This window comes from Spirosoma sp. (assembly GCF_026391055.1).
In the GTDB taxonomy this organism is placed as follows: domain Bacteria; phylum Bacteroidota; class Bacteroidia; order Cytophagales; family Spirosomataceae; genus Spirosoma.
This window is the reverse complement of record NZ_JAPLET010000010.1, coordinates 67478-84805: the sequence shown is the minus strand read 5'-3', so window position 1 is coordinate 84805 and position 17328 is coordinate 67478. Positions and strand designations below refer to the sequence as shown.

At 49.3% G+C, this 17328-nt stretch carries 20 protein-coding genes; 12 read left to right on the top strand and 8 right to left on the bottom strand.

Annotated features, from left to right (window positions below; all coding sequences use genetic code 11):
• Positions 1 to 2 precede the first annotated feature (2 nt).
• Positions 3 to 968 carry a TIM barrel protein gene (locus NT073_RS02675; RefSeq protein WP_297368363.1) on the top strand — a complete coding sequence of 322 codons (966 nt, stop codon included), beginning with the start codon at positions 3 to 5 and terminating at the stop codon, positions 966 to 968.
• A gap of 105 nt (positions 969 to 1073) precedes the next feature.
• On the opposite strand, the gene NT073_RS02670 is transcribed toward NT073_RS02675, so the two are convergent.
• Together NT073_RS02670 and pnuC are read right to left on the bottom strand one after the other, a co-directional pair.
• A complete protein-coding gene (locus NT073_RS02670; protein ID WP_097129793.1) occupies positions 1074 to 1376 on the bottom strand; it encodes an isoamylase early set domain-containing protein in 303 nt (100 codons plus the stop codon).
• A 754-nt stretch (positions 1377 to 2130) separates the two neighbouring features.
• A complete protein-coding gene (gene pnuC, locus NT073_RS02665) occupies positions 2131 to 2805 on the bottom strand; it encodes a nicotinamide riboside transporter PnuC (protein WP_297368356.1) in 675 nt (224 codons plus the stop codon).
• A gap of 78 nt (positions 2806 to 2883) precedes the next feature.
• Here pnuC and NT073_RS02660 point away from each other — a divergent pair, with 78 nt between their 5' ends.
• The 4 genes from NT073_RS02660 to NT073_RS02645 all read left to right on the top strand — a co-directional run bounded on the left by NT073_RS02660 (position 2884) and on the right by NT073_RS02645 (position 6536).
• Positions 2884 to 4077, top strand: coding sequence for a Gfo/Idh/MocA family oxidoreductase (locus NT073_RS02660; RefSeq protein ID WP_297368353.1), 1194 nt, complete (start codon positions 2884 to 2886; stop codon positions 4075 to 4077).
• Between the two features lie 80 nt (positions 4078 to 4157).
• On the top strand, positions 4158 to 4940 hold the full coding sequence (locus tag NT073_RS02655; protein ID WP_297368351.1) for an SDR family oxidoreductase: 783 nt from the start codon (positions 4158 to 4160) through the stop codon (positions 4938 to 4940).
• Between the two features lie 22 nt (positions 4941 to 4962).
• Positions 4963 to 5466, top strand: a complete 504-nt coding sequence (locus NT073_RS02650) for a GNAT family N-acetyltransferase (protein WP_297368346.1) — start codon at positions 4963 to 4965, stop codon at positions 5464 to 5466.
• A 41-nt stretch (positions 5467 to 5507) separates the two neighbouring features.
• Entirely contained in the window at positions 5508 to 6536 is a 1029-nt protein-coding gene (locus NT073_RS02645) for a cobalamin-independent methionine synthase II family protein (RefSeq protein ID WP_297368343.1), read from the top strand.
• Positions 6537 to 6556: 20 nt separating this feature from the next.
• Here NT073_RS02645 and NT073_RS02640 read toward each other — a convergent pair whose 3' ends face one another.
• Both NT073_RS02640 and NT073_RS02635 read right to left on the bottom strand, forming a co-directional pair.
• Positions 6557 to 7114: an acyl-CoA thioesterase gene (locus NT073_RS02640; protein WP_297368340.1), complete on the bottom strand. Its 558-nt coding sequence runs from the start codon at positions 7112 to 7114 to the stop codon at positions 6557 to 6559.
• A 186-nt stretch (positions 7115 to 7300) separates the two neighbouring features.
• A complete protein-coding gene (locus tag NT073_RS02635) occupies positions 7301 to 7627 on the bottom strand; it encodes an iron-sulfur cluster assembly accessory protein (RefSeq protein ID WP_012930277.1) in 327 nt (108 codons plus the stop codon).
• Positions 7628 to 7782: 155 nt separating this feature from the next.
• Here NT073_RS02635 and mce point away from each other — a divergent pair, with 155 nt between their 5' ends.
• From mce to NT073_RS02615, 4 genes are all read left to right on the top strand, one after another.
• On the top strand, positions 7783 to 8190 hold the full coding sequence (gene mce, locus NT073_RS02630; protein ID WP_297368336.1) for a methylmalonyl-CoA epimerase: 408 nt from the start codon (positions 7783 to 7785) through the stop codon (positions 8188 to 8190).
• 11 nt (positions 8191 to 8201) lie between these two features.
• Entirely contained in the window at positions 8202 to 9857 is a 1656-nt protein-coding gene (locus NT073_RS02625) for a M1 family metallopeptidase (protein ID WP_297368333.1), read from the top strand.
• Positions 9858 to 9946: 89 nt separating this feature from the next.
• Positions 9947 to 11083 carry an AAA family ATPase gene (locus NT073_RS02620; RefSeq protein WP_297368330.1) on the top strand — a complete coding sequence of 379 codons (1137 nt, stop codon included), beginning with the start codon at positions 9947 to 9949 and terminating at the stop codon, positions 11081 to 11083.
• Entirely contained in the window at positions 11070 to 11645 is a 576-nt protein-coding gene (locus NT073_RS02615; RefSeq protein WP_297368328.1) for a hypothetical protein, read from the top strand. Before NT073_RS02620 ends, NT073_RS02615 begins: the two co-directional genes overlap by 14 nt.
• 64 nt (positions 11646 to 11709) lie before the next feature.
• Here NT073_RS02615 and NT073_RS02610 read toward each other — a convergent pair whose 3' ends face one another.
• Positions 11710 to 12117, bottom strand: coding sequence for a hypothetical protein (locus NT073_RS02610; RefSeq protein WP_297368325.1), 408 nt, complete (start codon positions 12115 to 12117; stop codon positions 11710 to 11712).
• Between the two features lie 253 nt (positions 12118 to 12370).
• Here NT073_RS02610 and NT073_RS02605 point away from each other — a divergent pair, with 253 nt between their 5' ends.
• Positions 12371 to 13747 carry a cystathionine beta-synthase gene (locus NT073_RS02605; protein ID WP_297368322.1) on the top strand — a complete coding sequence of 459 codons (1377 nt, stop codon included), beginning with the start codon at positions 12371 to 12373 and terminating at the stop codon, positions 13745 to 13747.
• 97 nt (positions 13748 to 13844) lie between these two features.
• Here NT073_RS02605 and rsgA read toward each other — a convergent pair whose 3' ends face one another.
• Positions 13845 to 14771 carry a ribosome small subunit-dependent GTPase A gene (gene rsgA, locus NT073_RS02600; protein WP_297368319.1) on the bottom strand — a complete coding sequence of 309 codons (927 nt, stop codon included), beginning with the start codon at positions 14769 to 14771 and terminating at the stop codon, positions 13845 to 13847.
• A gap of 63 nt (positions 14772 to 14834) precedes the next feature.
• A complete protein-coding gene (locus tag NT073_RS02595; protein WP_297368316.1) occupies positions 14835 to 16085 on the bottom strand; it encodes a glycosyltransferase N-terminal domain-containing protein in 1251 nt (416 codons plus the stop codon).
• A 57-nt stretch (positions 16086 to 16142) separates the two neighbouring features.
• On the opposite strand from NT073_RS02595, the gene NT073_RS02590 reads away from it, so the two are divergent.
• Together NT073_RS02590 and ytxJ are read left to right on the top strand one after the other, a co-directional pair.
• Positions 16143 to 16451 (top strand): phosphoribosylpyrophosphate synthetase, encoded by a 309-nt coding sequence (locus NT073_RS02590; RefSeq protein ID WP_297368313.1) that lies wholly within the window; start codon positions 16143 to 16145, stop codon positions 16449 to 16451.
• A 55-nt stretch (positions 16452 to 16506) separates the two neighbouring features.
• Positions 16507 to 16836 (top strand): bacillithiol system redox-active protein YtxJ, encoded by a 330-nt coding sequence (gene ytxJ / locus NT073_RS02585; protein ID WP_297369132.1) that lies wholly within the window; start codon positions 16507 to 16509, stop codon positions 16834 to 16836.
• Positions 16837 to 16923: 87 nt separating this feature from the next.
• On the opposite strand, the gene folB is transcribed toward ytxJ, so the two are convergent.
• Positions 16924 to 17274, bottom strand: coding sequence for a dihydroneopterin aldolase (gene folB, locus NT073_RS02580; protein ID WP_012930289.1), 351 nt, complete (start codon positions 17272 to 17274; stop codon positions 16924 to 16926).
• Between the last annotated feature and the right edge of the window lie 54 nt (positions 17275 to 17328).

Genomic DNA, 17328 nt, shown 5'->3' with positions numbered 1-17328 from the left:
ATATGCAACGACGCAATTTTGTAAAATCAACCTTTGGCGCGGCCGGCTTAGGCGCAGCTGGCCTGGGCCTGACAGGTGCCACCGTAACGACCGAATCAGTAGCCGGGAACTGGCATTCGCAACCTGCTTTTCTGGCCAAGAACAATTTTAAGCTGAAATATGCCCCGCACTTCGGCATGTTTGAAAACAGCGCGGGCAAGGACCTGATCGATCAGCTCAAGTTCATGGCCGATCTGGGCTTTACAGCGCTGGAAGATAACGGCATGATGAGCCGTGAACCCGCCATGCAAACCAAAATAGGCGAGGAGATGGCCCGTCTGGGTATGACAATGGGTGTGTTCGTGCTCGACAAAGGCGGTAACTCGCAGAACACGCTGGCCGCTGGCAAGCAGGAGTACGTTGATATCTTCCTGAATGGGTGCCGCAAAGCTGTTGAAACAGCCAAGCGTTGCAATACGAAGTTTACAACCGTGGTACCGGGCGATTTCGAGCGGAATCTGCCGATTGGTATTCAAACCGGGCACGTTATCGATGCGCTGCGCCGGGGTGCCGATATTCTGGCTCCTGCCGGATTAACGATGGTCCTTGAACCCCTCAGCGATTCACCAAACCTGTTCCTTCGGACGTCGGATCAGACCTACGAAATCTGCCGGGCCGTTAATAGCCCGTCCTGCAAGATTCTGTTCGATATCTACCACATGCAGAAGAACGAAGGACACGTTATTCCGCACATCAACTGGTGCTGGAGCGAAATTGGCTATTTCCAGATTGGTGATAACCCCGGTCGTAACGAGCCAACAACAGGCGAAATCAACTACAAGAACATCTTTAAACACATCTACCAGAAGCAGAAAGCCGAGGGCAAGGAGTTCATCTTCGGCATGGAACACGGCAAGTCGCAGAAAGGTAAAGAAGGCGAAATCGCGCTGGTAAAAGCCTACGTCGAGTCGGATAGCTTTACGGTGTAGTTTGTAGTACCGAGCGTCGGCCCGGTCGCCGGGCCGACGCTCGGTACTACAAAAAAAGGGAATCAGCCTATATAGCCTGATTCCCTTTTTTATTAAATGTCTTTGTTAAAGAACAACAACCGAGTTCTCGTCGTATGAAACACCGCTCGGAACATATTTGTCGGCGGTCGAATCATTTGTCCATGTTGTACCATCCAAAACATAACGGAATTGATATTCGCCACCAACGGGCAGTTCTACCGTCGTTTTGTAAGAACCATCTTTCTGCTTTTTCAGGGCCTGGGCATCCCAGCCATTGAATTCACCGGCCAGAGCGACCGTTTTTGCACCGTTGACGGCTTCGGCCGACAACTCAAATGTAACTTTCGCAAGGGGCTTGCTTTTGAGGAATTGTTTGGCAACTGCCATAGAGGTTCACTGTTTGGTTTTCAATACAAAGTTATAATACAAAATTAGTAATATTGTAGTTATCAGTAGGTTAACGTCTAATATTCTTAATATTATTATAATTATTACCTATTGTTTTATACTTGGCCATCTAAAAAACGTACAAATTTGATAGACATGCTTGGTTCATGTGCAATTAGGTGGCAGATGACTACCGCCTGTTAAATACATACTCACCTGTGCCAAATGGATTAAGAATTAACTGGCTATTGGTCAGGGAAACTACTTTTATCAACCGCCCGCTCAACGACGACATACAAACGGCCCTAATTCGTAAGCTATCTCCTTCGGTTGTGAAATTGCCACCGCCACATCCCAGAAAACAGTGCTCGACTGGCTTCGTGTTTTGATACGACTCGTTGAACTGACCAGTTTGATCGAAGCTTATAAACACACCTTTATTGGAGGGAACCGTAACTAGTGTACAAGTCGAACTACTGGTCGGTTTACAATAGCTGATCAACTGCCAGGTACTTAACAGCCTATTTGGTGATAACCCGCTATCCGATTTCGTACAGGAGAGCGCTAAGAGAGTGATAAAAAGAAGTAGGACCTGTTTCATAAGGGGTTAGCTGCTTTTTTATACACCAGACCCCGGCTGATTAATATTCGTTGGAATATGCCTCTGATTAATTGTCATTGTGTGGCTATAGCCTGGACGGTCAAATAAACTTAATGAGTACCCGGACATGATCGTCCAAGCTACAGACTATCGTTAAGTCAATGTTTGCCCGACCGAATAGCTTCGGTATTCGCGCCACCAGTGCCAGGCTCCCTGAAACGCAATCAGGCAGAAAACAGCGTACTCGACGCCCACTAGCTTTACTCCCTTCGTAAAATACATGTACGTGCTGATGATATCGACCAGCAGCCACACCCACCAGCACTCCAGCTTTTTCTGAATCATCATGAACGTGCCAATGATGCTCATGACTGTGGTGAATGAATCCAGATACGGAAACGCGCTCGGCTGACTGAACAGCACCGGAAACCAGATATGCAGATTCTGCGCGAAGGTGCCTAATATAGCCGTAGCCACTAGTCCCCCCAGCAATGTCAGAACAAGTGGTTTGCCCAGTAGTCGGGTGATGCGGAGCTCATTGCGGCTATCAGCTTCCTGAGCTTTGGGGTGGGTCCAGCGCCACCAGCCCTGCAGGTTAGTAATAAAGAAGAACACCTGCAAAAACATGTCGGGGTAAAGCTGAATCTGGTAAAAGAGGAAGAAAAAGAGCAGCACACTGGCCGCACCAATTGGCCAGCTCCATACGTTGGCTTTAGCCGCCAGCCAGGTAGCTACGGCACCCGACAATGCCCCGAAAAATTCGAGGTAACTCATAGGATAGTCCCATAGCGTAAAGAAGATGGAATGGATGTTGAAAAAATCGGGCATGGGTAAAAAAAAACGGTGGGGGTTCTTTACTTTAACCGCACGAAAGTACGGATTAACCGTTTACCTAAACCTTTACTTATGCAACGTATTGCCATGCTTGGGGGCGGCTTCATTGGTCGCTTCTACGCCGAATCCATCCACGGCCAGCGCAGCCGTGATAAAGTGGTTGCTATTTATGCCCGTCGGGAAGAAACCGCCCAAAAATTCAAGACCGACTACGGCTGCGATTTCGCTTCGACCAATATGGAAGAAGTAATTGCCCATCCCGACGTCGATATGGTCTGTATCGCTCTGCCGAACAACATTCACGAAACGGCCGTCAACCTCTGTGCGAAACACAAAAAATCGGTGGTGTGCACCAAGCCACTCGGCCGCAATGCTGACGAGGCCCTTCGGATGATGCAGACCGTCGAGGAAGCCGGGATTTTTGCAGGCTATCTGGAAGACTTATGCTACACGCCGAAATTTTTGAAATCGCTGGAAAGCGTTAAGAGTGGGGCATTAGGCCGAATTCTATGGGCTAAATCTCGTGAAACACACCCCGGCCCGCACTCCGACTGGTTCTGGGATAAAGAGCAGGCCGGGGGCGGCTGTATGCTCGATCTGGGTTGCCATTGCGTAGAGATTTCCCGGAATTTTATCGGGAAAGACGTAAGGCCGGTGGAGGTCATGTGCTGGGCCGCTACGCAGGTAAAACCCATCGACGCCGAAGACCACGCCATCGCGCTGGTAAAGTACGAGAACGGTGCCATCGGACAGTTCGAAGTGAGCTGGACGTTCCGGGGCGGGATGGACCTCCGTGATGAAGTCATGGGCACCGAAGGCACTATCTGGATCAATAACTTCCTGCGAACGGGCTTCGAGATGTTCACCACCGGCAAAGGTGCCGATTATGTGGCCGAAAAAGCCGAATCCAACACCGGCTGGCTGTTTCCGGTTGGTGATGAAGTGAACGACTTGGGTTACAATCACATGTTTACGGATATGTTCAGCGCGCAGGAAGAAGGCCGCGAACCGGCCGAAACCTTTTACGATGGCTATGTGGTAAACGCTGTGCTGGATGCGGCCTACAGATCAGCCGAAACGAAGCAATGGGAAAAAGTGAATCTGCCCGTCTGGCGTGGTCAGGAGGGGCTTAAGCCCGAGTCGACGCTGGTTGAATACGACGCCGATCACTATCTCATCAAGCAGGAGATGACCCACGATGGACGCAATAAGCTGATCCTGAAAGAAAAAGCCAGCGGTAAAATAATCGAACGGGATATTGTGTGAATGTTAAGTCATACTAAACAGATGCCTGTTGCCGAATGTCAGCTGAGTTTGTTTCTTGCATAAAAAATGTATCTAATCTTATGTGGCTGGAATCTAAAAAAATTGTTTTGGTAGGTGGCACTACCGGAATGGGCCTGTCGGCGGCACTGGCGTTTGTGCGGGAAGGGGCGCAGGTCGTTGTAGTGGGCCGAAATCCGGAGAGCTGTACAGCGGCTGAGAAGCAACTGGATGGCAATGGACTGGCCATGTCCGGCGATGCCTCCGACCCACAAACGGCCTCCAAAGCCATTGCCCTCTGCCAGCAGATTTTCGGCGGTTTCGATGGTCTGTATCATGTGGCTGGTGGCAGCGGTCGGCGGTTTGGCGATGGCCCCCTGCATGACATTACGCTGGACGGCTGGAATTATACAGTAAATCTCAACCTGACATCTATGATGCTATCCAACCAGGCGGCTGTACGGGCGTTTCGGGCGCAGGGTAGTGGGGGCGTTATCCTGAACATGGGCTCGGTGCTGGGTGAGCGGCCTTCGCCGACTTACTTTGCCACCCACGCTTATGCCGCCGTGAAATCGGCTGTGATTGGCTTCACGAAGTCGGTGGCGGCTTATTATGCGAATGATAATATCCGCGTCAATGTACTGGCACCGGCGCTGGTTGAAACGCCGATGGCCCAGCGTGCCACAGAAGACGAAACGATTATGGCCTTTACCAAAACTAAACAGCCGCTCGATGGTGGCCGTATTGGTCAGCCGGATGACCTCGATGGTGCTGCCGTATATTTCATGTCGGACTACTCTGCTTTTACCACTGGGCAGGTATTGACGGTAGACGGTGGTTGGAGTGTAAGTGAAGGGCAGATTTAATCTGCGTTCCTATCAAAAGATCATGATTGAAACGCCCCGCCTGACGCTCGTTCCGCTGACGCTCGACCAGCTTCGTACGCACCTGGCTAACAAGTACGAGTTAGAGCAGGTTTTTGGCCTGAAAAAGGGCTATCGGGAGGTTGTCGAACCCGTTCGCAGCATCGTTGTTTATTTCACTATACCGCGTTTGCAGGACCCCTCGCTCGACCCGCTTTTTCATACGCTTTGGCTGGCTATAGATCGCGACAAGAAACAGTTTGTGGCCGAAGCAAAATTCAAAGGGGAACCCGACGAAACCGGGACCGTCGAAATTGGCTATGGTACTTATCCCGGTGTACACCGAAAAGGGTACATGACCGAAATGGTGGGCGGCATGGTGAATTGGGCACTCCGGCAACCTGGCGTTTTGCGCGTGGTCGCCGATACAACGGCAGAAAATGTTGCGTCACAAAAAGTGCTCGAAAAAGCTGGATTCCAGCTGTTCGACCAGATTGAAGATATGCTCTGGTGGGAGATTAGTAAATAAACTGATTTGCCGTCTTTTTTTGTCAACAAACCCCTACCATTTTGCAACCCGTACCCATCAAAACCACGGTTGTCGGCTCGATGCCGTTTCCTGGCTGGCTCGAGTTTTCCAGCCAGAACCTGTCGCAGTTCGGCCCGGCCGATATTAACGAAATGATAGAAGATGCGGTCGTTGCATCGGTTCATGATCAGGTTGCCGCCGGGCTGGACGTCATCACCGATGGCGAGCAAACCCGCTTCGATTTCAATCTGTCGTTCTATGGCTACATCAACGGTATTCAGAACAACGATACCGAACTCCGCCGTTATGGCCCACCCGCCCACGACCAGCGCGGAAAGCACAACATCATTGAACCGCTCACCGCGCCCAAAGGGTTGGGCGTAGTCGAAGAATACATGCGCCTGAAACGGCTGGCTCCCGAGGGCCAGGGCCTTAAAGTGTCGATTCCGGGGCCGTATACGCTCAGTGGTCGGCTGTTGCCCGGTAATTTATATAAGGACCGGTGGGAGGTGACAGAAGCGCTTTTACCGCTGGTCAATAAAGAAATTGCAGATCTCGTCGCGCTGGGTGTACCGGAAATCTGTGTCGATGAACCGTCGATGTCGTGCTATGCCTACCGCGAAGACACCAAACGCTTCGTCGATATTTTCAACCGGACGGTGGCGCCGGGCGTTGGCAAAACGCGCCTGTCAATGCACCTCTGCTTCGGGAATTACAAAGGTCGGTCGGTGGGCAAAAAGAGCATTGCGCCCATGCTGCCCGATTTTCTGGACATGACCGTCGATGAACTGCACTCCGAAATGACCATTCTCAACTTCTCGGAAGTGAACCTGCTGGCTCGCTTCGCTGAGAAGTTCGACGTGGCCGTGGGCGTCATCGACGTGAAAAGTTACTATATCGAAACCCCCGAAGACGTAGCTGATCGCATCCGTAAGTGCCTTCCTTACGTCCCCGCCGGGAAACTGGCTGTTGCGCCCGATTGCGGCCTTAGCCAAACCGCCCGTTGGGCCGCGAAGCAAAAACTAGCGAACATGGTGGCCGGGGCAAAGATTGTAAGAGGGGAATTGTAGAGACGCAAGGGATTGCGTCTCTACAATTCCAATCCATCCGCCAACTCACACCGTTCTTTCTCCAATTTCCCTACATTCTCGTTTAGCAGCATGCGCGTTTTCGCATTGTCGAAATGTTCACCGTAGGAGGCACGAAGTTCCTTGCGCTTCATGGCTTCCAGAAAACGGCGAATGTCATCGACGGTTTCCAATAGGAGAGGAGGGACTTCGGTTGGGGTTTCTGTTTCGTCTTTGGCAACCATCGTAAAGTAGGAGGTATTCGTATGTTTCACCGTCCCTGACTTCACATTCTCGGCAATGACTTTTATGCCCACTACCAGCGACGTCCGACCCACATAATTGACCGATGCCAGCAGCGAAACCAGTTCACCCACCTCGACCGGTTGCCGGAAATTAACCCCATCGACCGATACCGTCACGCAATATTGACCGGCGTGTTTGGCGGCACAGGCATACGCTACTTTATCCATCAATGACAGTAGAATGCCCCCGTGGACACGACCGCCAAAATTAGCATAGGATGGAATCATCAACTCAGTAAGGGTAGTTTGTGAATGTCTAACGGGCTTGGCGTTCATTAGGAACCGGGATTTATTTGATTTGTCTGATTTTCTGGATTTTGCTAGACGACGCTGAGTAAAGAAAAGATACTGTAATTCTGAAAGGTACAAAAATGAAGAAGCCACCCCTTTTTTGGAATGGCTTCTTGAAAAATCAAGCTAATCAAATAAATACTATAAAGCCTGCGGAGCCGCCCGTGCGGTTTAGACGGCAAAACTCTCTCCGCAACCACATGTTCGCGTGGCGTTCGGGTTTTTGAACTGGAAGCCTTTACCGTTCAGGCCGTCGGAAAAATCAAGTTCAGTACCGGCCAGATAGAGCAGACTTTTGCGGTCTACTAAGATTTTGATGCCTTTATCTTCAACAAGATGATCGGTTGGTTGCTGGGTAGCATCGAATTGAAGATCGTACATCAACCCTGAACAGCCGCCACCTTCAACCGCTACCCGGATGGCCGTATCTTCAGCAAGACCGTCCTTCTGACGGAGTTCAACAATCTTATTTTTGGCGATATCAGAAACCGTAACCATAGTTGTAATCGAATCAATGTTGAGGCATATCAATGCTTTCTCTATAACTTTCGGCCAAACGGAAAAGTTCTTGTTTCATACGTCTGGGCCAAGCTCCGGCTTAGCCCGTTACTTTCATTGACCAAGGGCCAAGCCAGAGATTGGTCCAGACAACTATGCTAACTAACGTCGAACATATCGGTATTGCCGTCCGCGATCTGGCGGCATCGAATGAGTTGTATGCCAAACTGCTGAATGTGCAGCCCTACAAAGCTGAAGCGGTAGCATCGGAAGGAGTCTCTACATCGTTCTTCAAGGTAAATCAGACCAAAATCGAACTGCTCGAAGCAACCAGTCCGGATAGCCCAATTGCAAAATTTCTGGAGAAAAAAGGGGAAGGAATCCACCACATTGCCTTTGAAGTAGAGGATATCCAAAGCGAGATCGAGCGGTTGAAAGCAGAAGGATTCACTGTGTTGAACGAGGTGCCTAAGCGCGGGGCTGACAATAAACTAGTTTGTTTCCTGCATCCTAAAGGCACAAACGGCGTTTTGGTCGAACTTTGCCAGGAAATAAAGGAATAAAGTATTACAGAATGAAGGAACAAAAAATAGGATTTTTGGCCGGGCTGTTGCTGTTAGCTGCCGTTACCATCACCCGCGCTCAGTTACCCATCGGCTACGCGGCCCGATATGCCCAGCCCGGCGTCGATGTTCAGAATTACGCTTTCACACTCACGCTAAGTGATTCAACGAACCAGATCAAAGGGGAAACCACCATCCGGTTCACCCGTTCCGACGACCGGCAAACGGTCTGGTTTGACCTCATCAGTCCGCGTGACTCTTCCGAAACCGGCATGCGCGTGCGTTCGGTGAGTTTGCCCGATGGGAAAGTGGTGCCTTTCAGTCAGCGTAATGACCGCGTATTTATCAACCTGCCAGCCGCGCCCAATCAGATAACGGACGTGGTTATCCGGTATGATGGAATGCCTGCCCGAGGGCTTATCATCAGCCAGAATAAATTCGGTGAGCGGACCTTCTTCGGCGACAATTGGCCCAATAATGCCCGCAACTATCTGCCCGTCGTTGACCATCCATCCGACAAAGCAACCTGTTCATTTGCCGTCAATGCTCCCGCAACATATCGCATCATTTCGAATGGCAAGCTCCAGAGCGAGAGTAACCTGCCGAATGGCCGCAAACTGACCCGCTGGCAGGAAAATACGCCCATTCCGACGAAGGTAATGGTAATCGGCGCGGCCAAATTTGCCGTGGAAGAGGTTGGCTCTGTAGGTGGTGTTCCCGTACAAAGCTGGCTTTACCCGAATGATAGTCAGAAAGGCTTTGTCGACTATCGACCTGCCAAAGAGATTTTGCAATATTTTATAAATAAGATAGGGCCGTATTCGTATGAGAAACTGGCCAATGTAGAATCGACTACGATTTTCGGCGGGATGGAAAACGCCAGTTGTATTTTCTACAACGAAAAGATTATTGTCGGGAAAAAAGACTCCGACGTGGAGGCATTGTTAGCCCACGAAATCGCGCACCAGTGGTTCGGCAACTCGGCCACCGAAGCCGACTGGTCGCAGTTGTGGCTGAGTGAAGGATTTGCTACCTATTTCTCGGCGCTTTATCTTGAACATGCCTACGGGAAGGACACACTCAATGCGGTGATGAACCAGAATAAAGGGCAGATTTTCCGGTTCTCGGCGCTGAAACCCAAAGGCACCATCGTGGATTCAACGGCCTCGAACCTAATGGACCTGCTCAATCCGAATTCTTACCAGAAAGGCGGCTGGGTGCTGCACATGCTCCGTCACGAACTCGGCGACGATCTGTTCTGGAAAGGAATTCGGGCCTATTACGAGAAGTACCGGAATGCCAACGCCCAAAGCAGCGATTTGCAGACCGTAATGGAGAGTGTATCGGGAAAGAAACTGGACCAGTTTTTCCAGCAATGGCTGCATCAGCCAGGTTATCCCGAAGTTGTTTGGGGCTCGAAATACGATGCAGCCAAAAAGGCGTTGGTTATTGATGTTCGGCAGGCACAGCGGTCGGGCGTGGTTTTTGCGATACCGCTCACGTTCAGCATTCGGGGCGCTAACGGCCGGGAAATCAGCCGTACTGCCAGACTAAGCATGACCGAGCAAAACCAAACGTTCACCGTGCCGCTAGCTACCAGACCGGTTTCCGTCGCCATCGACCCCGACAATACCGTCCTGATGCGGGCTGTCGAAATGGGGAAGTAAATTCTTACCTTGTGTACCAAACAGCTTCTGGCTGTTTGTGGCTATTTACGACAAACAGCCAGAAGCTGTTTGGTACAATCATACAAACCATGCTCAAGCGCGTATCTATCCAGAATTTCAAGAGCCTGAAAGACGTCACGCTCGACCTTCAGAAAGTCAATTTGTTAATAGGTCCGAATAACTCGGGCAAGACGAATTTTTTGAAGGCGCTGGAGTTTTTTGACTTATATGCGAATGAGAAAGCAAGTATAAATAATAGTATACTGTTTCATAAGAATCCATCGAATAGAATGTCTATAAAGGTTTCTTTCGAGGAAATCTTTGGGGACGATAAAAAGTATTATGTACATTATCTTTTATCGTCGTTCGTAACTCCGTCTGAAATACTTTTTAATAAGAGTAATTCTCAAGTTTGGGTATTTAACAGCCAAAAAATAGATTCTGAAGAAGAAAATAAAACGACAGTTTCAAAATCTTCTACTGCACAAGCTTTGGACGTGAGATTGGGACCGTTAAAGGTATATAAACCTGATCCTAACAAGCTTATTCAGCCCGGCCCTGTCGGTACAAAAGAGGAATTAGTTAATGCAGATGCTTCTAATTTGGTAGGTTTTCTAGATCTTATGTTAGGTAAGTATAGGAGAAACGTTTTTAGCCGCACTGAAGCAGATCTTCACAAATGTATTCCTGAATTTGACGAAATTAATTTAGACGATGCGTCACCAACAGATGAAATCAAGAAGCTATTTGGGGATAAATCATTCAAGCGAATAGGTTTGGCAAATTCAAAGCAAGGAGTTACCTATTGGGCTGACGAACTTTCCGAAGGCACTCTCTATTTCCTCGCTCTCCTCTGCATCATCAACCAACCCAATCCACCTAAACTTCTGCTTTTAGAAGAACCTGAAAAGGGGATTCACCCACGGCGGATTCGGGAGGTGATGGATTTTATACGTCGGTTAGTGGCTGAAAAAGACATTCAAGTCATTATGACAACGCACAGTCCGCTGTTGCTGGATGAGTTTGCTGAATCGCCTGAAAGTGTGTTTGTTTTCGATAAGGATGCTGAAGGTGCAACAATCGTAAATAATTTACAGCGAGATGTAATCGAGCCCGCAAATCAGAAAAATGCTGAGTTAGGAATACCACCTGTCCATTTTACAGATGCATTGGGCGAATATTGGACAATTGGATTTCTAGGGGGCGTACCGCATGAAACAGCTTAAATACGGATTTTACGGCGAGGATGACGCCCACAAGATATTTCTTCAGAACTACCTAAGCCACTTTGTTGAGACTGTTTTTTTCGAAAGAGATGAAGTCTTCTGTGAGAAGTTTAGAGCTACCAACCGAAAACAAGTTGATACAAAATTCGCTATTGTAGCAAGAACTGGCTTAGGATGGTATCAGCACGAGGCATTTTTTGTTGTACGAGATGTTGATAGTTTACATCCATCAGAATTTGATGAACGGTACACCCATTTTCTGAAGGAAAAGATTGATAAACTTTTAATTGCGCTTCCTGTACAGTGCATTGAACATTGGCTCTGGTACTTGAAACACAAGAAAGACAATCCGGATTTGACGAAAAATATTTCGCTTGAGTCTCAACCTCGCAAAAAGGTAAAGTTTATATTATATGGGTATGAAGACCCGCCTAACGAGATATCAAACCCAATAGTGAATGGACTGTCGAAAAGTTTCGATGCTTCCTGGCTGGAGCAACGCTCTGAAAGCTTCAAGCATTTTCATAGTCAGGTGAAAGCATTTATTAATAAACTGGTTTAGCCAACCCTCAAACAAGAAACGCCACGATCTCACGACCGTGGCGTTTTGTATAAATACCTCTTGTTTAGTTCAGCGCAATGGTGCGGGTTACTGACTTTAACGCTGGTGTCGTCAGCGTAATCGGGTGCGTTGATATGTCACTGCCCGAAGCGATTTCGACGGTGTAAGCGCCATCTTTTAGGTCCGATAGGTCGAACTGGAAGTGGAAATTACCTTGTTTTTTGCCTACCGACTGTTTTCCCAGTACCACACCGTCGGCCGATTTGACCAAAATCGTCATGGGTTGGCCGGGTGTGCGTTCCACATAGACGTTCAGTTTTGAGGGGACGGCCGATGGGAAAACGGCGGCTTTGTACGAGTTCGTCGTAACTGTTGGGTTCGCCGTTGTAGTTGGGTGAGTGGTTTCCGCTGAGGCAAGGGTGGCCGTGCTCAGGAGCAGGGCAGCGAGTAAAGATTGAGCTAACGTTTTCATGATGTTTATGTATTTGTTGTTAGTTATAGAAGAAGAACGGGTCAAAAGTATAGCGCTTTAAATCGCTCATGAATAGACAGTTGGCTGAACAATCTGAAACGTAGGCTGAACTGATAAAAACGGGTAACGAACTGCGACGAAAGGAGTGGGGCAACCGCAACGTTAGGGAGTGGTCAAACGAACCGTTGGTTTCCGGCGTTTAATAATAAACCACAGAACGAACCAAAGTCGGCCAGAGTGGCCCTCCGCCAACATGAACTACTACAACTCCATCATCGACACCATCGGCAATACGCCCCTGGTAAAGCTCAATAAAGTCACGAAAGGGATACGGGGAACGATACTAGCGAAGGTCGAGTACTTCAACCCTGGCAACTCCGTGAAAGACCGAATCGCCATACGCATGATCGAAGATGCCGAAGCGCGGGGCGTACTCAAACCCGGTGGCACCATCATTGAGGGCACCAGCGGCAACACCGGTATGGGGCTGGCACTGGCGGCTATAGGCAAAGGCTATAAATGCATTTTTACGATGGCCGACAAGCAGTCGCAGGAGAAGATCGACATTCTCCGGGCGGTGGGTGCTGAGGTGGTCGTTTGCCCGACGAACGTCGCTCCCGACGACCCGCGCTCGTATTACTCCGTCGCCAAGAAACTGAATCGCGATATTCCAAATTCGCTTTACCCAAACCAGTACGATAACCCCGCCAATACGGCCGCGCATTACGAGACTACCGGCCCCGAAATCTGGCGCGATACTGACGGAAAAATTACACACTTTGCCGCCGGAGTCGGTACGGGGGGGACCATTTGCGGCACATCAAAATTCCTGAAAGAGCAAAACCCGGAGCTGATTTCGCTGGGACTGGATACCTACGGCTCCGTTTTCAAGAAATACAAAGAAACCGGCCAGTTCGACGAGGGTGAGATTTACCCCTACCTGACTGAGGGCATCGGGGAAGATATTCTCCCGCAGAATGTAGACTTCAGCGTGATCGATTTTTTTGAGAAAGTGACCGATAAAGATGCCGCCATCATGACGCGTCGGCTAGCTCGCGAAGAAGGCCTATTTGTGGGTTGGTCGTGCGGTACAGCAGTGCATGGGGCGCTGGAATGGGCCAAAATCCACCTCGCTGACGACGATGTGATGGTGATTCTGCTGCCCGACCACGGCACGCGCTACCTAGCCAAAATTTACAACGATACTTGGATGAAAGACCACGGCTTTCTGGAAGATCGTGCTTTCAAAACCGCCCGCGACATCGTTCACAACAAAAGTGGACAGTCGCAGTTGACGACCATTGGCGTAGGCGTGTCGGTGAGCCAGGCGATCCAGATATTGAACCGTTACGGTATTTCGCAGATTCCGGTGACGGATGAGAATGGCCACATTGTTGGCAGCCTGACCGATTCCACGGTGCTGAACCGGCTCATCGACGACCCTGCTGTGAAAGATCACCCGGTAAGTGAGGTGATGGATAAGCCATTCAAATTTGTGGGGCTCGACAACACCATCGACGCCCTATCGTCGCTGATTGATCGGGACAACAAAGCGCTACTGGTCCGTGATGAACGCGAACAGGTACATATTATTACCCAGGCGGATTTGCTGGCGGCAATGACGAGTTAATGAAAGATATACAATGTAGAATGAATAATGCGAGCTGTTTGTCTTTGCAGACTCGTTATCTATTAAACATTTTTCATTGTACATTATCAACTACACACTACCGCCTGTTATCTCCGCCTTCAATCATGCTCAGGTAGCTCATGTAGCGGCTTTCGGCTATTTCCTCTTCGGCAACGGCTTCTTTGATGGCGCAACCAGGTTCGTTGATGTGCAGGCAATTGTTGAAACGGCACTGGTTCAGACGGTCGCGCATTTCGGGGAAGTAGTGGCCAATCTCCGTTTTCGATGTGTCCATCAGACCTAATTCCTTGATACCCGGCGTATCGATGATAAACGTATTAGGAGAGAGTTCGAACATCTCGGCGAATGTGGTGGTGTGAACACCTTTGTTGGCGAAGGATGATACCTCGTTGGTTCGCAGGTTCAGGTTCGGGGCAATGGCGTTTACGAGTGAGGACTTCCCAACGCCCGAGTGCCCGGCCACCAGCGTTACTTTCTGATCGAGTAATTCGCGGAATGCTTCCACGCCTACGCCTTCAGTAGCCGACGTAGACAGGCAGTTGTAGCCAATACGTTCATAGAGGTCGATAATTTCCTGCTGAAACGCCAGCCCTTCGTCGTTCAGAATATCGATTTTGTTGAAGACAATGGTCGTTGGAATACGAAACGATTCGGCCGATACCAGAAACCGGTCGATGAACCCTGCTGACGTACGGGGCATAGCCAGTGTTGCCAGCAGAACGGCCTGGTCGATATTAGCCGCCAGAATATGCCCATGAGCCGTTTTGTGAACCGACTGACGAATGATGTAATTGTCGCGGGGTAAAATGTCGGTGATGATAGCCGTGTTTTCGGCTTCATCTTCCACGTCAAATACCACCCGGTCACCGACGGCGATTGGGTTAGTGACCTTCAGGCCTTTGAGTTTGAATTTTCCCTTCAGCCGACCCTGAAAAATATGTCCGTCTGTGTTACGAATTTCGTACCAGGAGCCGGTTGAACGTATGACTAAGCCGTTTTGCAATGTTTAATGAGCGAAAGAGTGAAAGAGCGAATGAGTGAGAGAGCGATTACCTGCTTGGCGTTACTATTCGCCTATTCTTTTACTCATTAATTCGCGTACAACCTCCATAACCTTCGCCGTTGCGCCAATGTTCCGCTGTACGTAGTGTCGGCTGATTTGCGCTGCTTTTGCTGCGCTTTGGTACTGCTTTGTGAAGTCCACTGTTAATTCTCTTTCGTTACTGACTGGAAAAGCGGCTCCTTCGGTTACGAGATCAATCGCTTCCTGGTATTTATCATATTCCGGCCCAAAAAACAGCGGCATTCCGAAGGTAGCCGCTTCCAGAATATTATGTAATCCCTGCTTAAACGCCCCGCCAATGTAGGCAAACTCACCATACTGATACAGCGATGAAAGCATACCGATGTTGTCAATAAACAAAATGTCGAAAGAGCTGGCTGTATCTGTACTTGCCTGAGAAAAGCGCACTGACTGCTTTGACAACTGCTTTAGCCAGCGCTCAATTTCCTCGTCATGAATCTCGTGGGGGGCAATAATAACCTTGAGGGGATTATCAAACTGGCTAATGAACGGAATCAAAACGGCCATGTCTTCTGGCCACGCACTGCCAATAACCAAAAGGGGCATGTTGGCTTTGAACGCTTCGGCTATGGGAATGGCTTTCTTTGTAACTACTACCTGCGATACCCGATCAAAGCGCGTATCGCCACCGAGCGTCACATTTGTCAACCCTATGTCGGTCAGCAGGCTAACAGATTCCTGGTTCTGAACCAGAATATGGTCGAAACAGCGGAGCATATTCCGGTAAAACTGCCCCCAGGGTTTGAAGAAAAGCTGACTGGGACGGAAAATAGCCGAGAAAGAAATGACCGGAACTCCGGCTGTTTTCAGCTCGCGGAGGTAGTTGTGCCAGAACTCGTATTTAATAAAGAACGCAATCTGGGGCTTTACCAGCGTAACAAACTGTCGGGCATTGGCGGACGTATCGGCGGGTAGGTAGAGGATGTAGTCGGCGCCCTCGTAGTCTTTGCGTACCTCATACCCCGAGGGCGAGAAAAACGTCAGTAGAATTTTATGATCTGGGTAAACTTCCCGAAACGCTTCAATGACCGGGCGTCCCTGCTCAAACTCGCCCAGCGAAGCCGCGTGAAACCAAGCAATGGGCTGGGTGTTTCCGTCGAGAGCCTGCCGTAGTCTGTCGGTCCAGTTACGCCTTCCCTCTACCCACAGCTGGGCTTTGGGGTTAAAAGGCGCTACCGCTCGCAGCAGGGTTTGAAAGGCAAAAATGCCGGTGTTGTAGATTCCCGAAACCAAGGAAAGGTAAGGTTGGTTATATTCGGCAAAGCTACTCAATTAATAAACCACCTTCTCATGCACGCATACGACACACTGACCGAAGCCCTCGAAGGCTTACGAAAACAGGGGTTCACGCAGGATTATAACCTCAAATCTGATCACCTGCACTGCCAGCCCGACAACATTGAACTACGCCCCGCCGATTTTGATGTTGTCGACGTTTATCGCTTTGAGGGGCCAACTGATCCCGGCGATGAGATGGTTTTGTATGCCATTGAGGCTAAAAATGGAAACAAAGGAACATTGGTTGATGCGTATGGGGCATATGCTGAAGCGATCACGCCTGAAATGGCCGAAAAACTACGGTATACGCCCGAAAATTGACGAACTTTTCATAGGTAAAAATGATTTTACGTCAACAGAATGTATGTTGGTACAAATGAACTGGAACAAGCTAACGAGTGATACTCAATTAGATACGATCAAAGCAGAATCAGCAAAGCAGCCTGTTTTGATTTTTAAACACAGCACAAGTTGTTCAATCAGTGCTATGGCGCTGAGCCGTATGGAGCGTAACTGGAACGACCAGCTAGGGGTGAAGCCATACTACCTTGACTTACTCGCCAATCGGCCTATTTCCAATAAAATTGAACATGAGTTTGGGGTTGAGCATGAGTCGCCCCAGGTATTGTTGATTCGCAATGGTGCCTGCATTTACGATGCATCGCACATGGCAATTTCATTTGCCGGTATTCAGCAGGCAGTTTAAAAAAGTAGTTAGAAGCGAGGAAATAGGAGGACGGACCGGCACGTTATACTGCTGGCTGGCTCCTATCTCCTCGCTTCTAACTCCTAACTACTCTTTCAAGGTTATCTTCGCCCGGTGGCAGACGCCCCCGATGGGCGGATTGAATTTAGAAACGCTTACTTCTACAGCTTGCAAGTCGGTGTATTTTCCTCTGATTTCCTGAATGATCTGGTGAGCAATGTGTTCGAGCAGTCGGGCGGGTTGTTTCATGACACCGGCCGTAATCCGGTATAAATCTTCATAATTGACCGTGGCACTTAGCCGGTCACGCCGGGCAGCTTCCGAGAAATCGGCGGTTACTACAATATCGACCGAATACTTGTTGCCAATCTTCTGTTCCTCGTCATAAAAGCCGTGGTACGAAAAAAACTCTAACCCTTCTAAGGCAATTGTTCCCATAACGTCGTTCGGAGATGCATCACCCCGATAACTCCCTGGCGGTTGGTCAGGGAG

Bases quoted from the DNA above. Each gene is read 5' to 3' on its own strand.
- NT073_RS02675 (WP_297368363.1), top strand. From the start codon at position 3: ATGCAACGACGCAATTTTGTAAAATCAACCTTTGGCGCGGCCGGCTTA.
- NT073_RS02670 (WP_097129793.1), bottom strand. From the start codon at position 1,376: ATGGCAGTTGCCAAACAATTCCTCAAAAGCAAGCCCCTTGCGAAAGTT.
- pnuC (WP_297368356.1), bottom strand. From the start codon at position 2,805: ATGCCCGATTTTTTCAACATCCATTCCATCTTCTTTACGCTATGGGAC.
- NT073_RS02660 (WP_297368353.1), top strand. From the start codon at position 2,884: ATGCAACGTATTGCCATGCTTGGGGGCGGCTTCATTGGTCGCTTCTAC.
- NT073_RS02655 (WP_297368351.1), top strand. From the start codon at position 4,158: ATGTGGCTGGAATCTAAAAAAATTGTTTTGGTAGGTGGCACTACCGGA.
- NT073_RS02650 (WP_297368346.1), top strand. From the start codon at position 4,963: ATGATTGAAACGCCCCGCCTGACGCTCGTTCCGCTGACGCTCGACCAG.
- NT073_RS02640 (WP_297368340.1), bottom strand. From the start codon at position 7,114: ATGAACGCCAAGCCCGTTAGACATTCACAAACTACCCTTACTGAGTTG.
- NT073_RS02635 (WP_012930277.1), bottom strand. From the start codon at position 7,627: ATGGTTACGGTTTCTGATATCGCCAAAAATAAGATTGTTGAACTCCGT.
- mce (WP_297368336.1), top strand. From the start codon at position 7,783: ATGCTAACTAACGTCGAACATATCGGTATTGCCGTCCGCGATCTGGCG.
- NT073_RS02625 (WP_297368333.1), top strand. From the start codon at position 8,202: ATGAAGGAACAAAAAATAGGATTTTTGGCCGGGCTGTTGCTGTTAGCT.
- NT073_RS02620 (WP_297368330.1), top strand. From the start codon at position 9,947: ATGCTCAAGCGCGTATCTATCCAGAATTTCAAGAGCCTGAAAGACGTC.
- NT073_RS02615 (WP_297368328.1), top strand. From the start codon at position 11,070: ATGAAACAGCTTAAATACGGATTTTACGGCGAGGATGACGCCCACAAG.
- NT073_RS02610 (WP_297368325.1), bottom strand. From the start codon at position 12,117: ATGAAAACGTTAGCTCAATCTTTACTCGCTGCCCTGCTCCTGAGCACG.
- NT073_RS02605 (WP_297368322.1), top strand. From the start codon at position 12,371: ATGAACTACTACAACTCCATCATCGACACCATCGGCAATACGCCCCTG.
- NT073_RS02590 (WP_297368313.1), top strand. From the start codon at position 16,143: ATGCACGCATACGACACACTGACCGAAGCCCTCGAAGGCTTACGAAAA.
- ytxJ (WP_297369132.1), top strand. From the start codon at position 16,507: ATGAACTGGAACAAGCTAACGAGTGATACTCAATTAGATACGATCAAA.
- folB (WP_012930289.1), bottom strand. From the start codon at position 17,274: ATGGGAACAATTGCCTTAGAAGGGTTAGAGTTTTTTTCGTACCACGGC.